The 15,656-nt window shown below is 37.0% G+C and carries 14 protein-coding genes, 1 tRNA gene and 2 riboswitches; of the genes, 12 read left to right on the forward strand and 3 right to left on the reverse strand.

Annotation, left to right across the window (positions count from 1 at the left end):
- The first annotated feature begins 41 nt into the window (after positions 1 to 41).
- The 5 genes from ACX5JI_RS26075 (at position 42) to tsaD (ending at position 2,926) form a co-directional block, all read left to right on the forward strand.
- Positions 42 to 117, forward strand: a tRNA-Asp gene (locus tag ACX5JI_RS26075).
- 191 nt (positions 118 to 308) lie between these two features.
- Positions 309 to 782, forward strand: a complete 474-nt coding sequence (gene tsaE / locus ACX5JI_RS26080; RefSeq protein ID WP_459503880.1) for a tRNA (adenosine(37)-N6)-threonylcarbamoyltransferase complex ATPase subunit type 1 TsaE — start codon at positions 309 to 311, stop codon at positions 780 to 782.
- A complete protein-coding gene (gene tsaB / locus ACX5JI_RS26085) occupies positions 763 to 1,455 on the forward strand; it encodes a tRNA (adenosine(37)-N6)-threonylcarbamoyltransferase complex dimerization subunit type 1 TsaB (protein WP_459503881.1) in 693 nt (230 codons plus the stop codon). The genes tsaE and tsaB overlap by 20 nt, the downstream gene beginning before the upstream one ends.
- Positions 1,456 to 1,466: 11 nt before the next feature.
- Positions 1,467 to 1,910, forward strand: coding sequence for a ribosomal protein S18-alanine N-acetyltransferase (gene rimI, locus ACX5JI_RS26090; RefSeq protein WP_459503882.1), 444 nt, complete (start codon positions 1,467 to 1,469; stop codon positions 1,908 to 1,910).
- Positions 1,910 to 2,926: a tRNA (adenosine(37)-N6)-threonylcarbamoyltransferase complex transferase subunit TsaD gene (tsaD, locus tag ACX5JI_RS26095; protein WP_459503884.1), complete on the forward strand. Its 1,017-nt coding sequence runs from the start codon at positions 1,910 to 1,912 to the stop codon at positions 2,924 to 2,926. The genes rimI and tsaD overlap by 1 nt, the downstream gene beginning before the upstream one ends.
- 276 nt (positions 2,927 to 3,202) lie before the next feature.
- Here tsaD and ACX5JI_RS26100 read toward each other — a convergent pair whose 3' ends face one another.
- Entirely contained in the window at positions 3,203 to 5,128 is a 1,926-nt protein-coding gene (locus tag ACX5JI_RS26100; protein ID WP_459503885.1) for an ABC-F family ATP-binding cassette domain-containing protein, read from the reverse strand.
- Positions 5,129 to 5,312: 184 nt separating this feature from the next.
- Here ACX5JI_RS26100 and ACX5JI_RS26105 point away from each other — a divergent pair, with 184 nt between their 5' ends.
- On the forward strand, positions 5,313 to 5,942 hold the full coding sequence (locus ACX5JI_RS26105) for a redox-sensing transcriptional repressor Rex (RefSeq protein WP_459503886.1): 630 nt from the start codon (positions 5,313 to 5,315) through the stop codon (positions 5,940 to 5,942).
- A 24-nt stretch (positions 5,943 to 5,966) separates the two neighbouring features.
- Here the strand turns inward: ACX5JI_RS26105 and ACX5JI_RS26110 are convergent, their stop codons facing one another.
- Entirely contained in the window at positions 5,967 to 6,161 is a 195-nt protein-coding gene (locus ACX5JI_RS26110; RefSeq protein WP_459503888.1) for a YdiK family protein, read from the reverse strand.
- Positions 6,162 to 6,164: 3 nt separating this feature from the next.
- Positions 6,165 to 6,908, reverse strand: a complete 744-nt coding sequence (locus tag ACX5JI_RS26115) for a CPBP family intramembrane glutamic endopeptidase (protein ID WP_459503889.1) — start codon at positions 6,906 to 6,908, stop codon at positions 6,165 to 6,167.
- A gap of 431 nt (positions 6,909 to 7,339) precedes the next feature.
- Between ACX5JI_RS26115 and groES the strand changes: the two genes are divergently transcribed.
- The 6 genes from groES to ACX5JI_RS26145 all read left to right on the forward strand — a co-directional run bounded on the left by groES (position 7,340) and on the right by ACX5JI_RS26145 (position 15,324).
- The gene (gene groES / locus ACX5JI_RS26120) at positions 7,340 to 7,624 is read left to right on the forward strand and encodes a co-chaperone GroES (protein WP_000917306.1); all 285 of its coding nucleotides are present in this window, start codon (positions 7,340 to 7,342) and stop codon (positions 7,622 to 7,624) included.
- Positions 7,625 to 7,661: 37 nt separating this feature from the next.
- The gene (groL, locus tag ACX5JI_RS26125) at positions 7,662 to 9,296 is read left to right on the forward strand and encodes a chaperonin GroEL (RefSeq protein ID WP_459503890.1); all 1,635 of its coding nucleotides are present in this window, start codon (positions 7,662 to 7,664) and stop codon (positions 9,294 to 9,296) included.
- A gap of 170 nt (positions 9,297 to 9,466) precedes the next feature.
- A riboswitch (purine riboswitch) is annotated at positions 9,467 to 9,568 on the forward strand.
- A 161-nt stretch (positions 9,569 to 9,729) separates the two neighbouring features.
- Positions 9,730 to 11,268 carry a glutamine-hydrolyzing GMP synthase gene (gene guaA, locus ACX5JI_RS26130; RefSeq protein WP_459503892.1) on the forward strand — a complete coding sequence of 513 codons (1,539 nt, stop codon included), beginning with the start codon at positions 9,730 to 9,732 and terminating at the stop codon, positions 11,266 to 11,268.
- 157 nt (positions 11,269 to 11,425) lie between these two features.
- Positions 11,426 to 11,527: riboswitch (purine riboswitch) on the forward strand.
- A 130-nt stretch (positions 11,528 to 11,657) separates the two neighbouring features.
- Positions 11,658 to 12,983 (forward strand): NCS2 family permease, encoded by a 1,326-nt coding sequence (locus ACX5JI_RS26135; protein WP_459503893.1) that lies wholly within the window; start codon positions 11,658 to 11,660, stop codon positions 12,981 to 12,983.
- A gap of 144 nt (positions 12,984 to 13,127) precedes the next feature.
- Positions 13,128 to 13,829 (forward strand): response regulator transcription factor, encoded by a 702-nt coding sequence (locus tag ACX5JI_RS26140; RefSeq protein ID WP_459503894.1) that lies wholly within the window; start codon positions 13,128 to 13,130, stop codon positions 13,827 to 13,829.
- Positions 13,813 to 15,324 (forward strand): sensor histidine kinase, encoded by a 1,512-nt coding sequence (locus ACX5JI_RS26145; protein WP_459503895.1) that lies wholly within the window; start codon positions 13,813 to 13,815, stop codon positions 15,322 to 15,324. Before ACX5JI_RS26140 ends, ACX5JI_RS26145 begins: the two co-directional genes overlap by 17 nt.
- The last annotated feature ends 332 nt before the right edge of the window (positions 15,325 to 15,656 follow it).

Consider the following 15,656-nt stretch of genomic DNA (forward strand, 5'->3'; position numbering starts at 1 on the left):
ACCCGAAGGTCGCAGGTTCAAATCCTGTCCCCGCAACCAATGGTCCCGTGGTGTAGTGGTTAACATGCCTGCCTGTCACGCAGGAGATCGCCGGTTCGACCCCGGTCGGGACCGCCATTTATACAAAGAAAAGAACGAAACAAGTTGTTTCGTATTTTTTTATTTATTTTAAAAAAACTTATAAAGACAGTCAATCTTACCCTTAGGAAAACTCCTAAGGTCTTTTTTTATATGTTCAAAATGAAACAAAGTGAAAAACTCTGTATAATAAAGAGCAGAGAATATTGTGAGTAAGGTAGGTGAATCCTTTGAATAAATATGAAATTAAGACAACTTCCTCTGAAGAGACTCAAAACTTATCAGAAAGGTTGGGACACATTGTTAAGAAACAAGATGTGCTTATTTTAGAAGGAGACTTAGGTGCTGGAAAGACGACATTTACGAAAGGTCTTGCAAAAGGTCTTGGCGTGAAACGAGTTGTAAATAGTCCGACATTCAACATTATTAAAGAGTATAAGGGGAGATTACCGCTATATCATATGGACGTTTATCGTTTAGCGGAAAGTGAAGAAGATTTAGGTTTTGATGAGTATTTTTATGGTGAAGGCATAACAGTAGTAGAATGGGCTCATTTAATTGAATCTTTTCTGCCAAATGAGACATTAAAAATAAGCTTGTTCCATACAGGTGACAATACAAGAAAAATTGTATTAGAGCCAAGTGGTGAACGTTATATTAGATTATGTGAGGAGCTATTACAAGATGAAAGTACTAGCAATTGATACTTCAAATTATGTAATGGGAGTTTCTCTGATTGATGGAAATACAGTTATCGGAGAAATCATTACGAATTTAACTAAAAATCATTCTGTACGTCTTATGCCAGCTGTAGAACAACTTTTGAAGGAATGTAATGTAAAGCCGAAAGAGTTAAATAAAATTGTTGTTGCGGCTGGTCCTGGATCGTATACAGGAGTTCGAATTGGTGTGACTATTGCAAAAACATTAGCTTGGTCGTTGCAAATACCGATCGTCGGTGTGTCTAGCCTAGAAGTAGTGGCTGCGAATGGAGCTAATTTCCAAGGTGTTATTTGTCCATTGTTTGATGGACGACGTGGGCAAATTTATACGGGGTTATATACATATAACGAAGAGCAATTATCTTGTATAGAAGAGGATCGGATTATTCTTATTGTAGATTGGTTACAGATGTTAAAAGATAAGGGACAACCTGTTTTGTTTATCGGTAATGATGTAGATCAACATAAAGAAACAATTGTAGAATATTTAGGTGATCAAGCTGTGTTTGCTTCTTGTCCAAAGAATAATCCAAGACCGAGTGAGTTAGCATTTTTAGGATTGCAAAAAGAAGAGCAAAGTGTACATACATTTGTTCCGAGTTACCTCCGTTTAGCAGAGGCAGAAACAAAATGGCTAGAAAGTCAAAAAAAATAGGAGTTATCGAAATGGATATTACATTTAGACAGATGACGACGGATGATATTGCTCGAATTGTAGCAATTGAAGAAGCGTCATTTGCGATTCCGTGGACTGCCGATGCGTTTCATCGCGAACTGAGAACGAATGAATATGCACATTATATCGTACTAGAAAAAGATGATGTGGTAATTGGATATTGTGGATTGTGGATTATTATTGATGAATCGCACATTACGAATATAGCCATTTTGCCAGAATATCGCGGTCAAAAATTTGGAGATGCTTTGCTAAAAGAAGTAATGGATCAAGCAAAAGAAATGGGAGCAAAAACAATGACGCTTGAAGTGCGTGTGTCAAATGAAGTAGCGAAACAGTTATACCGAAAATATGGATTCCAAAATGGTGGGATTCGTAAACGATACTATACAGACAATTATGAAGATGGTCTTGTAATGTGGGTGAATATATAATGGAAAAAAACACGATTATACTTGGTATTGAAACGAGCTGTGATGAAACAGCTGTAGCAGTGGTGAAAAATGGAACAGAAATAGTGGCGAATGTTGTCGCTTCACAAATTGAAAGCCATAAACGTTTTGGCGGTGTTGTGCCGGAAATCGCATCACGTCATCATGTAGAACAAATCACAGTTGTATTAGAAGAGGCATTAAAAGAAGCGAATATTACATTTGAAGATATTGATGCAATTGCTGTGACGGAAGGACCGGGGCTAGTAGGAGCACTTTTAATTGGTGTAAATGCAGCAAAAGCCGTTGCCTTCGCTCATAATATCCCTCTTGTTGGTGTTCATCATATCGCTGGGCATATTTATGCGAATCGATTAGTAAAGGAACTACAATTTCCGTTGTTATCACTTGTTGTGTCTGGAGGACATACAGAGCTTGTTTATATGAAAGAACATGGTTCATTTGAAGTGATTGGAGAAACGAGAGATGATGCAGCAGGTGAAGCATATGATAAGGTTGCACGTACATTATCTATGCCATATCCAGGTGGTCCTCATATTGATCGTCTTGCTCATGAAGGAAAGCCAACAATTGATTTACCACGCGCATGGCTAGAGTCAGATTCGTATGATTTTAGCTTTAGTGGGTTAAAATCAGCAGTTATCAACACTGTGCATAACGCAAAACAGCGCGGGGAAGAAATCGCGCCAGAGGATTTAGCGGCTAGCTTCCAAGCAAGTGTAATAGATGTATTGGTAACAAAAGCGGTGCGTGCAGCAGAAGCGTACGGTGTAAAACAAGTACTTCTTGCTGGAGGGGTTGCGGCGAACAAAGGACTTCGTGCTCAGCTCGAGGAAGAGTTTGTTAAGAAAGAGGATATTGAGTTAATTATTCCACCACTATCTTTATGCACAGATAATGCAGCGATGATTGCAGCAGCAGGCACAATTGCATACGAACAAGGAAAACGTGCAACATTGGCTTTAAATGCAAACCCAGGTTTAGATATTGAAGCTTAGTTATGCACATATTTAACCACAACTTGTGGATAAAACCCGTATTATCTGTTGATAATATGGGTTTTGTTGTGAATATTAATTGTGTATAACTTTTGTAGTGATTGTGGATAATGTTGAAAAGTTATTTTTATGTTTATATAATAAAGGTGGATATGTGTATAAGGTTGTGGATAATGCTATTGAGGTCAGACCTTCGACAATATCTTTTGTATTGAAAAATAAAAAGGTAGTTGAATGGTTTTCAACTACCTTTTTCATTATATAAATATATAGGGGTTATACGTGTAATTCTTCCCATTCCGCCATGAATTTTTCTAATTGTTCTTGTTTTTCTTGTTTTGTTGTTGTAATTTCACTAGCTCGTTCATAGTCAGCATATACTTCAGGGAGACAAAGTTCTTCTTCTAATTCTGCAATTTCTTCTTCTAACTTTGCGATATTTTGTTCAATTTCTTCAATTTTCCGTGCACGTTGGCGTTCTAGCTTCTTACGTTCTTTTTCTTCAAGATAGTTTAATTTTTCTTGAGCAATTGTCTTTTGAGCTGGTGTACTCTCTTCTTGTTGTTCAAATTCCGCACGTTCAATCATTTCATTTTTCTTTTCAATATAGTAGTCATAGTCACCTAAATATTCTTGTGCGCCATCTGTTGATAACTCAACAACTGTAGTAGTGACACGATTAATAAAGTAGCGATCATGAGAAACGAATAAAAGAGTTCCTGGATAATCAATTAGGGCATTTTCTAAAATCTCTTTACTATTTAAATCAAGATGGTTTGTTGGCTCATCGAGAATGAGTAGATTAGATTTTTGCATCATCAATTTTGCCAGAGCTAATCGTGCTTTTTGACCACCACTTAGGGAAGATACGGGTTTTAATACATCGTCCCCTGTAAATAAAAAGTTACCGAGTATCGTGCGAATTTCTTTTTCTGGTTCTAACGGATAATCGTCCCATAGCTCGTTTAAAACACGCTTAGATGATGTTAAGTTTGCCTGTTCTTGATCATAGTATCCAATGGATACATTTGAACCGAAAGAAACTTCTCCCCTTAACGGCTTCAACTTATTCACAATCGATTTTAATAATGTAGATTTTCCAATACCATTTGGACCGACTAGTGCGACACTATCTCCTCGGGTCAAACGCATATTTACATGCTCGATAACTGCTTCTTTGTCATACCCAATTGAAACATCCTTTACCTGTAATACGTCATTTCCGCTTTGTTTTTCGATGTCAAAGTGGAACGATGCAGATTTAGAGTCACCTAAGGGCCTAGTTAGTAATTCCATTCGGTCTAATTGCTTACGGCGGCTTTGAGCACGTTTTGTTGTAGAAGCACGGGCGATGTTCTTTTGAACAAAGTCTTCCAGCTTAGCAATTTCCTCTTGTTGTTTTTCATAACGTTTCATTTCTTGTTCATATAATGCAGCTTTTAAATCTAAATATTTGCTATAATTTCCAACATATCGTCTACTTTCTTTATTAGAAATTTCATATACTTGTGTAACAAGCTTATCTAAAAAGTAGCGATCATGGGAGACGATTAAAATAGCGCCAGGATAGCCTTGTAAATATTGTTCAAGCCATGTTAGTGTATCGATATCTAAATGGTTTGTTGGCTCGTCCAAAATGAGTAAATCTGGTTTAGTTAATAGTAGTTTACCAAGAGCAAGTCTCGTTTTCTGACCACCACTTAACGTAGAAATTGTTGTTTGGTGTGTTTCGATAGGAAAACCAAGCCCACTTAAAATGGAGCGAATATCAGCTTCATATTGATACCCCCCCTGATCTTTGTAGTTTAACTGTAATTGATCATAATCAGCGAGTAATCTTTCGTATGTAGTAGCATTTGAAAAGTTCTCTTCTTTACCCATCTCCTGTTCTAACCTTCGAAGTTTCTTTTCCATTTGCTCTAGATGTGTAAAGACGGTAAGCATTTCATCCCAAATTGTTAAAGAAGTTTCTAAACCAGTATTTTGGGCTAAATACCCAATCGAAACATCTTTCGGTTTTATAATTTCTCCACCATCGTGGGATAATTCGCCGGCAATTATTTTTAATAATGTAGATTTTCCAGCACCATTTCGACCAACGAGTGCAATGCGATCTTTTGTTTGAACTTCCAATTTAATGTTTGCAAGAATTGTTTCAGCACCGTATAATTTTGAAAGCCCGTTCACTTGTAATAAAATCAATGTTTTCACCTCAACTAATTTCTTAACTTTGCCATGTTTATATTTCTCAATCATACTAAAAATAGTGTATAGTTTAAAATAAAGAGAGAAGTCTTTTCTCTATTATACAAGGAAAGTCATAAGTGCTAAACTTCTGTATTTGTTTTCAGTCTATGAACAAAGATAGGAAGAGAGGAGAGATTACATGGATCAGCAGAAGATTCCACAGGCCACTGCCAAAAGATTGCCTCTATACTATCGATTTATCCAAAACTTATCGCTTTCTGGTAAGCAACGTGTTTCATCAGCAGAATTGAGTGAGGCTGTAAAAGTAGATTCGGCAACAATTCGAAGAGATTTCTCATATTTTGGAGCGTTAGGGAAAAAGGGATATGGATATAATGTGAATTATTTACTATCATTTTTCCGGGAAACGCTCGATCAAGATGATATAACACGTGTAGCGCTTATTGGAGTAGGTAATTTAGGGACCGCTTTCTTACATTACAATTTCACGAAAAATAATAATACAAAGATTGAAATGGCTTTTGATGTCAATGAAGAGAAAGTTGGAAAAGAAATCGGAGGAATCCCTGTATATCATTTAGACGAATTAGAAGAGCGTTTAACAAATGATATACAAGTGGCAATATTAACAGTACCTGCTACTGTTGCACAAACTGTAGCAGATCGATTGGCCGAAACAAATATACATGGGATTTTAAATTTTACACCAGCACGATTAAATGTTTCGGAAAATATAAGAATTCATCATATTGATTTAGCTGTAGAATTACAAACATTAGTTTATTTTTTGAAAAATTATCCACAATAAAACGCAGAGGAATCCCTCTGCGTTTTATTGTGGCTTTTTCTTTGTGAATTTTATTAAGAGAAGTCGAAGTGCCAAATTAAAGTCAATTGTCGCCATAACAGCAAACAGCAGTGTCCAAAAGTTCCAGATTGTATCTGTAACGTTCGTGATTGCATAACGTGTAAAGACACATCCAAGAAGAAAATACAGTGCTGACATGAACAATGGTGAGTTCCTCATATTTTAAAATCCTCCGATAAATCCTTGCATTTGCTCTGCTTTTTTAATCATTTCTTGTATTTGATCGTTACTTATTATTACTTGAGTGATTGCAACTAATGTATTCATTGCAACATGAGCCATAATAGGAACGATAATTCGCTTTGTTTTCACATATAAGAAGGCGAATACAAGACCCATGGCAGTATAGACCAGTAGATGCGTAAAATCAAAGTGAATTGCTGCGAACACAAGGGAACTAATAATTGCAGCGATAAAGAAGTTGAATTTTTTATAAAGTGTACCAAATAAGATTTTTCTAAAGACAATCTCTTCTAAAATAGGACCGATTATTGATATAACAATCAGGAACCAAGGTGTCGTCCTTGCGATATCCATTAACTGTGCTGTATTTTCAGAACCTGGCTTTATGCCTAGTAAGTGCATTTCGATTGTACCTGCAATCGTTTGAGAAAAGAGAGCTAAAAAGAAACCAATAAAGATCCAGCCAATTGTGGCAGGAATAGTAGCACGTTTTGTATTTAAGTGCCGATCGCGAATGTCTGTTCTGAGGAGCAAAAGTACAATGCATAATGCGATGAAAAAGCTAATGATTGCCCAGTGTCCAGTTAGTATTTGTAGTTTTTCTTCTCTAGTGAACCCCCTGTTATCATATAGTCCAGTTTTCAGAAGAAGTGGTAATCCAACAATGCCTGATAACTGCATCAGAATGTATGTAACTATAATCCACCAATATTGTTTTTTCAAACGGTTTAACCATCCTTTCTAACTCTAGTGTATGGGATAGGGGAGGATAGCATGTAAATACCCACCCGAAGATACATCATGTGAATGCATATTATGATTTTTTTGTAAATTTTTATTTGAAAATGAAATAGCAGACAGGAAAAAGTTGTATGTATAGAGAAAACAACTTAGGGTGTCTTTCATATTGTAACATACGATAAGTAGAAACGCAGATTCATATCGCAAAGGCTGTAATTAGAAAAAATGAGAATTGAATAATACAGACAAGAATGCTTATATAGAAAAGCTTATAGAGTAATTTGCGAAAAAATTATGATTTTTTTACTTGCAAAAGAAAATTAGATTATTTATTATTATAAGTGTGTTAGCACTCAAGGTGATTGAGTGCTAATAAGGAAAACTTACATAGGAAAATGAGGAGGTTATTGTTCATGCTAAAGCCATTAGGTGATCGCGTTGTAATTGAGCTTGTTCAAGCAGAAGAAAAAACAGCAAGTGGTATTGTATTACCAGACACTGCAAAAGAAAAACCACAAGAGGGTAAAGTTATTGCAGTAGGTACTGGTCGAGTGCTTGAAAATGGTGAGCGTGTTGCTTTAGAGGTAGCAGCAGGCGATCTTATCATCTTCTCAAAATATGCAGGTACTGAAGTGAAATACGAAGGTACAGACTACTTGATTTTACGTGAAAGTGACATTTTAGCAGTTATCGGTTAATTATATACATTTAAAAAATCCAAGGGGGTCAAATATTATGGCAAAAGATATTAAATTTAGTGAAGAAGCACGTCGTTCGATGCTTCGCGGTGTCGACACTCTTGCAGACGCAGTAAAAGTAACGCTTGGACCAAAAGGTCGTAACGTTGTACTTGAGAAAAAATTCGGTTCACCACTTATTACAAATGATGGTGTAACAATCGCAAAAGAAATTGAATTAGAAGATGCATTCGAAAACATGGGCGCAAAATTAGTAGCAGAAGTTGCTAGCAAAACAAATGACGTAGCTGGTGACGGAACAACAACTGCAACTGTATTAGCACAAGCTATGATTCGTGAAGGTTTAAAAAACGTAACAGCTGGTGCAAACCCAATGGGCCTTCGTAAAGGTATTGAAAAAGCTGTTGTTGCAGCAGTAGAAGAATTAAAAACGATTTCTAAACCAATCGAAGGTAAATCTTCTATCGCACAAGTAGCTGCTATTTCTGCTGCTGACGAAGAAGTAGGTAAATTAATTGCTGAAGCAATGGAGCGCGTTGGTAACGACGGCGTTATTACATTAGAAGAATCTAAAGGATTCACAACAGAATTAGATGTAGTAGAAGGTATGCAGTTTGATCGTGGATATGCATCTCCTTACATGATTACTGATTCTGACAAAATGGAAGCAGTTCTTGATAATCCATATATCTTAATCACTGACAAAAAGATTTCTAACATTCAAGAAATCTTACCTGTGTTAGAGCAAGTGGTACAACAAGGTAAACCACTTCTTATCATTGCAGAAGATGTAGAAGGCGAAGCTTTAGCTACATTAGTAGTGAACAAACTTCGTGGTACATTCAATGTAGTAGCTGTTAAAGCTCCTGGATTTGGTGACCGTCGTAAAGCAATGTTAGAAGATATCGCGATTTTAACTGGCGGTGAAGTAATCACTGAAGAATTAGGACGCGACTTAAAATCTGCTACAGTTGCATCTTTAGGACGCGCTGGTAAAGTTGTTGTAACGAAAGAAAACACAACTGTAGTTGAAGGTGTAGGAAGCACAGAACAAATCGAAGCACGTATTGGGCAAATCCGTGCGCAATTAGAAGACACAACTTCTGAATTCGATCGTGAAAAATTACAAGAGCGTCTTGCGAAACTTGCAGGCGGCGTAGCAGTAATTAAAGTAGGTGCAGCAACTGAAACTGAGTTGAAAGAGCGTAAACTTCGCATTGAAGATGCACTAAACTCAACTCGTGCAGCAGTAGAAGAAGGTATTGTTGCAGGTGGCGGTACTTCACTTATGAACGTATACACGAAAGTAGCTGGCCTTGCAGCTGAAGGCGACGAAGCAACAGGTATCAACATTGTACTTCGTGCATTAGAAGAGCCTGTTCGCCAAATCGCAATCAACGCTGGTCTAGAAGGGTCTGTTGTTGTAGAGCGCTTAAAAGGCGAAAAAGTAGGCGTTGGTTTCAACGCAGCAACAGGCGAATGGGTAAACATGCTTGAGTCTGGTATCGTAGACCCAGCAAAAGTAACTCGTTCTGCACTTCAAAACGCAGCATCTGTTGCAGCAATGTTCTTAACAACTGAAGCTGTAGTTGCTGACAAGCCAGAACCAAATGCACCAGCAATGCCTGACATGGGCGGCATGGGCATGGGCGGTATGGGCGGAATGATGTAATTTCATTCGTCAGCTTAACATCCATCTCTATATAGAGGTGGATGTTTTTTTGCGTATACGGCAGAAAAATTACAGGAATAAAGGTCTCATCGCAATCAGAAAATAATTTCTGTAGAATTTTGTCGCTTTCTCTCTTGACCGTATTGATACTTCATTGTTAGAATCTAGGAAGATAATATAAAACAATCCTTCATATATCCTCAATGATATGGTTTGAGAGTCTCTACCGGGTTACCGTAAACAACCTGACTATGAAGGCAGAGTGTCTTATATTTATAAAGAGCGGAATACTATCTTTATAAAGTCAGACCCCTGCCTTTTCTTTGTTATGAGACTGAGGGCGGAGGACTGGCTTTTTTTATTATATTGGTAATGCTTTTTGCCAAATTGGTGAAAATATTTATATACGAGAACTAACGTTGGGGTGATTATTTTGAAGAAACAGCACGATACGATTATCGTTTTAGATTTTGGGAGTCAATACAATCAGTTAATTGCACGTCGAATTCGTGAGTTCGGTGTATACAGTGAACTTCATCCACATACAATTACTGCAGAAGAAATTAAAGCAATGAATCCAAAAGGTATCATCTTCTCTGGTGGACCAAATAGTGTATACGGTGAAAATGCATTCCACTGTGATGAAAAAATCTTTGAATTAGGTTTGCCGATCTTTGGTATTTGCTACGGTATGCAGCTTATGACAAAACACTTTGGTGGAAAAGTAGAACGCGCAAATCATCGTGAGTACGGAAAAGCAGTTCTGAAAGTAGAGAACGAATCAAAATTATATGCAAATCTTCCGGAAGAGCAAGTTGTATGGATGAGCCATGGTGATCTAGTAACTGGTTTACCAGAAGGATTCGTAGTAGATGCAACAAGTGAATCTTGTCCAATTGCTGGTATGAGCAATGCAGCACAAAACTTATACGGTGTACAATTCCACCCAGAAGTACGTCACTCAGAGCACGGCAATGATTTAATTAAAAACTTCGTATTCGGTGTATGTGGATGTTCTGAAGGTTGGAACATGGAAAACTTTATCGAAGTAGAATTAGAAAAAATCCGTGAAACTGTTGGAGATAAAAAAGTACTATGCGCACTTAGTGGCGGTGTAGACTCTTCTGTTGTAGCAGTATTAATTCATAAAGCAATCGGTGACCAATTAACATGTATTTTCGTTGACCACGGTTTACTTCGTAAAGGTGAAGCGGAAGGTGTTATGAAAACATTTAGCGAAGGCTTCCACATGAACGTTATTAAAGTGGATGCGAAAGAACGCTTCATGAACAAGTTAAAAGGTGTAGAAGATCCAGAACAAAAACGCAAGATCATCGGTAATGAATTCATTTACGTATTCGATGATGAAGCTTCTAAATTAGCAGGGATGGACTTCTTAGCACAAGGTACGTTGTACACTGACATTGTTGAAAGTGGGACAGCAACTGCACAAACAATTAAATCTCACCATAATGTTGGTGGACTTCCAGAAGATATGCAATTTAAACTAATTGAGCCTTTAAACACATTATTTAAAGATGAAGTACGTGTATTAGGGTCAGAATTAGGAATTCCTGATGAAATCGTATGGCGTCAACCATTCCCAGGTCCTGGTCTTGGTATCCGTGTATTAGGCGAAATTACAGAAGAAAAATTAGAAATCGTTCGTGAATCTGATGCGATTTTACGTGAGGAAATCAAAAAAGCAGGTTTAGATCGTGAAATTTGGCAATACTTCACTGCACTTCCTGGTATGCGTAGCGTAGGTGTTATGGGTGACGAGCGTACTTACGATTACACAGTAGGTATCCGTGCAGTAACATCAATCGATGGTATGACAGCAGACTGGGCACGTATCCCTTGGGACGTATTGGAGAAAATCTCTGTACGTATCGTAAACGAAGTAAAACACGTTAACCGTATCGTGTATGATGTAACGAGTAAGCCACCTGCAACAATCGAGTGGGAATAGTATAAAATCAAATTTTCTAGAAAAAGGTCTATCTATAGCGTATATAGATGGATCTTTTTTGTTTAACACGAACGAAAGTAAGGTTAAACTTAAAAATGTTCGTTTTTAAATTGACATATACTTATATGTGAGTTAATATGATTATGTAATTGATACGAAAAATGAATATTATAGCCGTCGTATAATATCGGGGATATGGCCCGAAAGTTTCTACCTAGCTACCGTAAATGGCTTGACTACGAGGCGTTTTAATAAAGGTAAGGGGAACTCTCTGCCTTTGTTTACAGAACGCTTCCATGTATATGTAATGGAAGCCTTTTTTATTTTTATGGATAAAAGAGGGCTAGGGAGGAGTACGACGAGTAATCATATAACGGGGGAAACGTAGAATGAAACGTTATTTTCAGTTTGATGAGCTCGGTACGAATTATAAAACTGAGTTTATCGCAGGGTTAACGACATTTTTATCTATGGCTTATGTGCTCTTTGTCAATCCTGCTACACTGTCGCTAGGAAACATTAAAGGGTTACCAGCCGGAACAGGAATGGATCCAGGAGCGGTATTCGTTGCTACGGCATTAGCAGCTGCGATTGGATCGTTAATTATGGGGATTTTTGCGAAGTATCCAATTGCATTAGCGCCAGGTATGGGAATCAATGCATTCTTTGCTTACACAGCAGTGTTAACGATGGGGATTCCATGGCAAACAGCAATTGCTGGGACATTGATGTCAGGTATTATCTTTATTATTCTTACTGCTTCTGGTATTCGTGAAAAAATTATTAATGCGATCCCGACAGAATTAAAATTTGCGGTAGCAGCAGGCATTGGTTTGTTTATCGCCTTCCTTGGTTTTCAAAATGCTGGGATTATAGTAAAGAATGATGCGGTCCTTGTTGGATTAGGAGATTTAACAAAGGGCACAACATTGCTTGCGATTTTCGGAGTAGTTATTACGATTATTTTAATGATTAAAAAGATAAATGGAGCAGTTTTCTACGGGATGATTCTTACAGCAGTTCTTGGAGTAGCAACAGGATTAATTGATACACCCAAAGCTGTAGTGGGTGCAATCCCAAGTCTGGAACCTACGTTCGGTGTGGCGCTGAGTCACTTCGGAGATATCTTCACTGTTCAAATGGGGATTGTTATTATCACGTTCTTCTTCATTGATTTCTTTGATACAGCAGGTACGCTTGTAGCAGTTGCGAATCAAGCTGGATTAATGAAGAATAACAAATTACCACGTGCAGGAAAAGCATTATTTGCAGATGCGATTGCAACTGTCATTGGTGCGATTCTTGGTACATCTACAACAACGTCTTACATTGAATCATCCGCAGGTGTAGCAGCAGGCGGCCGTTCGGGATTTACAGCGGTTGTAACAGCAGGATTTTTCTTGTTAGCGCTGTTCTTCTCGCCATTACTAAGTGTCGTAACACCAGCTGTAACCGCTCCGGCTTTAATTATTGTAGGGATTTTGATGGTTTCATCTTTAGGGGAAATTGATTGGAAGAAATTTGAGATTGCAGTACCGGCATTCTTTACGATTATTTCTATGCCGCTTACGTACAGTATCGCAACGGGAATTGCAATTGGATTTATCTTCTATCCGATTACGATGGTGGTAAGTGGCCGCCGTAAAGAAATTCATCCAATTATGTATGTAATGGGAGTTTTATTCGTACTATACTTCATCTACGTTCGTAAATAAAAGGGGTTTTTGAAAGATCTAGACTTAATGGGAGTCTAGATCTTTTTTGCGTCTTCAGAAAATCTTAAGGATTTCGTTCCGTTTTTCTTCAGAAGTTTTCTTATAATAAGAAATAGGGACTTTAAAAGCTTTGGGGGCGATATTGTGGCACAAGAGACAATACTTGTTGTAGATGATGAAAAAGAAATTAGGGATTTAATTGCGATTTACTTAAAGAACGAAGGATATAAAGTATTGCAAGCTGGGGATGGAGCAGAAGGATTACAGATATTAGAGAAGAATGAAGTGCATTTAGTTGTATTAGATATTATGATGCCGAAAATTGATGGGATTCATATGTGTATGAAAGTAAGAGAAGCGAAAGAAATGCCGATTATTATGCTATCCGCGAAGACGCAGGATATGGATAAAATTTTAGGTTTAACAACAGGAGCGGATGATTATGTCACGAAACCATTTAATCCGTTAGAACTTATAGCAAGAATTAAATCGCATCTTCGTCGATATATGAAAATGAATGGATTCATCGTTCAAAATGAAAGTGAGATTGAAGTTGGAGATATGAAAATAAATGTAGCGACACATGAAGTGACTGTTATGGATGTAGAGGTAAAACTAACACCACGAGAGTTTTCAATTTTAGAATTGCTAGCTCGTAATTCAGGTATAGTCTTTAGTGCTGAGCAAATTTATGAAAAGGTTTGGAATGAACGATCCTTTCAATCTGATAATACTGTAATGGTGCATATTCGAAAAATACGTGAGAAGGTTGAAGAGAATCCGAGAAAACCGCGTTATATAAAAACGGTGTGGGGAGTGGGGTATAAGATTGAGAAAGATAATTAGGCCTTTTACCTATATATATAAGAAAATAAGAGGATTGATTAAAAAGATAGTAAAGAGTGTTCGGAGGAGCATACGAATCCAACTTATTACTACTTTTGTTGCTTGTGCATTATTAGGACTTTTTGTATCGACGAAGATAGTAGCGCCTGTTTTTGAGGATGCAAATCGAGATGCTCAAATTAATTATAGAGACGGTATGTTGCGAATTAATAGTAAAGCTCAAAGTATGGCAGAGATGATGGCTATAGAAAACAAGGTAGAAGCTTTGCGAAATATGATAGAGACGGAAAATCAAAACTTAGAGCTGGGGCATGGAGGTTTCAAAGTATTAATTACGGATGAAAGTGGTAAGGTTCTTTATAAAACGAAGCAGGCGCAAGAAGAACAAATTAATTTGCATAATACAATTCGTAATGCGACATCATTTGCTATTGATTATTCAAATAATAATGACATTGAAAGATCAAGAAAAGAATTTATCGCTTTTTCACCTATTACAGTTGAAGATAAGAACTTATATATGTTTGTGAGTGGAATTCCTGAAGGGGAAATAGAGTATGAGAAAGTAGATGGGCCATTTCCATTTTTAATTGGGGTTCTTGTGTTTATTTTTTCTTTCTTCTACATAACAAAAAGAAAGATGAAGCAAATTGAAGCGATGGCACAAGGGGTAAAAGAAATAGAAAAAGGAAACTTAGCTTATCGTATTGAGAAAAAAGGTGAGGATGAGATCGCTGCTTTGACTGAGAACATTAATAATATGGCTGAAGAGCTTATGGTTAATATAGAAAAAGAGCGTAAACTAGAGAAACAAAAAAATGAACTCATTACGAATGTATCTCATGATTTACGTACGCCGCTTACCTCTATTATGGGTTATTTAAGATTGCTTCGTGATTCTAAATATGAAAATAAGGAACAACATGATGAGTATATGAGAATTGCTTTTGCAAAGTCGGAGCAGTTGAAAAATTTAATAGAAGATTTATTTGAGTATACAAAATTAACAAATGAAAAAGTGGTATTAGAAAAACAGGAAGTATGTATGAATGAACTGCTTGATCAATTGATAGAGGAATTAGTACCGCAGGCAGAAGAACATGGGCTTGTATTTATAAAGCAATTCCCTGAAGAACGCGTATATGCTGCTATTGATTCAGAGAAGATGGTCCGAGTTTTTGAAAACTTATTAATGAATGCTATTAAATATAGTAAAGATAATGGAGAAATTAAAGTTTCTCTTCAAAGGCAGCGCCGAAATATCCAAATCACTGTTGCGAACCATAGTGAAGAATTTACGAAAGAGGAATTAGGGAACCTATTTGAACGTTTTTACAAGAAGGATCAGTCTAGAAGTAGAGTAACAGAGGGGTCGGGACTCGGATTAGCTATTGCTAAAAGTATTGTGGAGTTACAAGGCGGAGAAATTCGAGCTGAATATGAGGGTGGAATTATTGGGTTTATCGTTTCAGTTCCAATTATAGAAGAAAAGTAGATGAAGAACATTTTATACTGTCAAAAAGGCTTATTTATAAAGAATAAGCCTTTTTAATATTTTTCAGAAAAACATATTGACTATTAGTATATGAGGGTGTAATATTATACGAGTCGCCGATAGCAACAACGCAAAACGCGACAAACGAAATAAAAAACTTAGTTGACATTGAAAAACAAAAGTGTTAACATAAGGGAGTCGCAAATGAGCGACAAACAAGTTCTTTGAAAACTGAACGAAACAAACAACGTGAAACGTCAATTTTTATTTTAGATGCTAGACAAACTAACTTTATTGGAGAGTTTGATCCTGGCTCAGGATGAACGCTGGCG

Source organism: Bacillus sp. C1, from assembly GCF_054570475.1.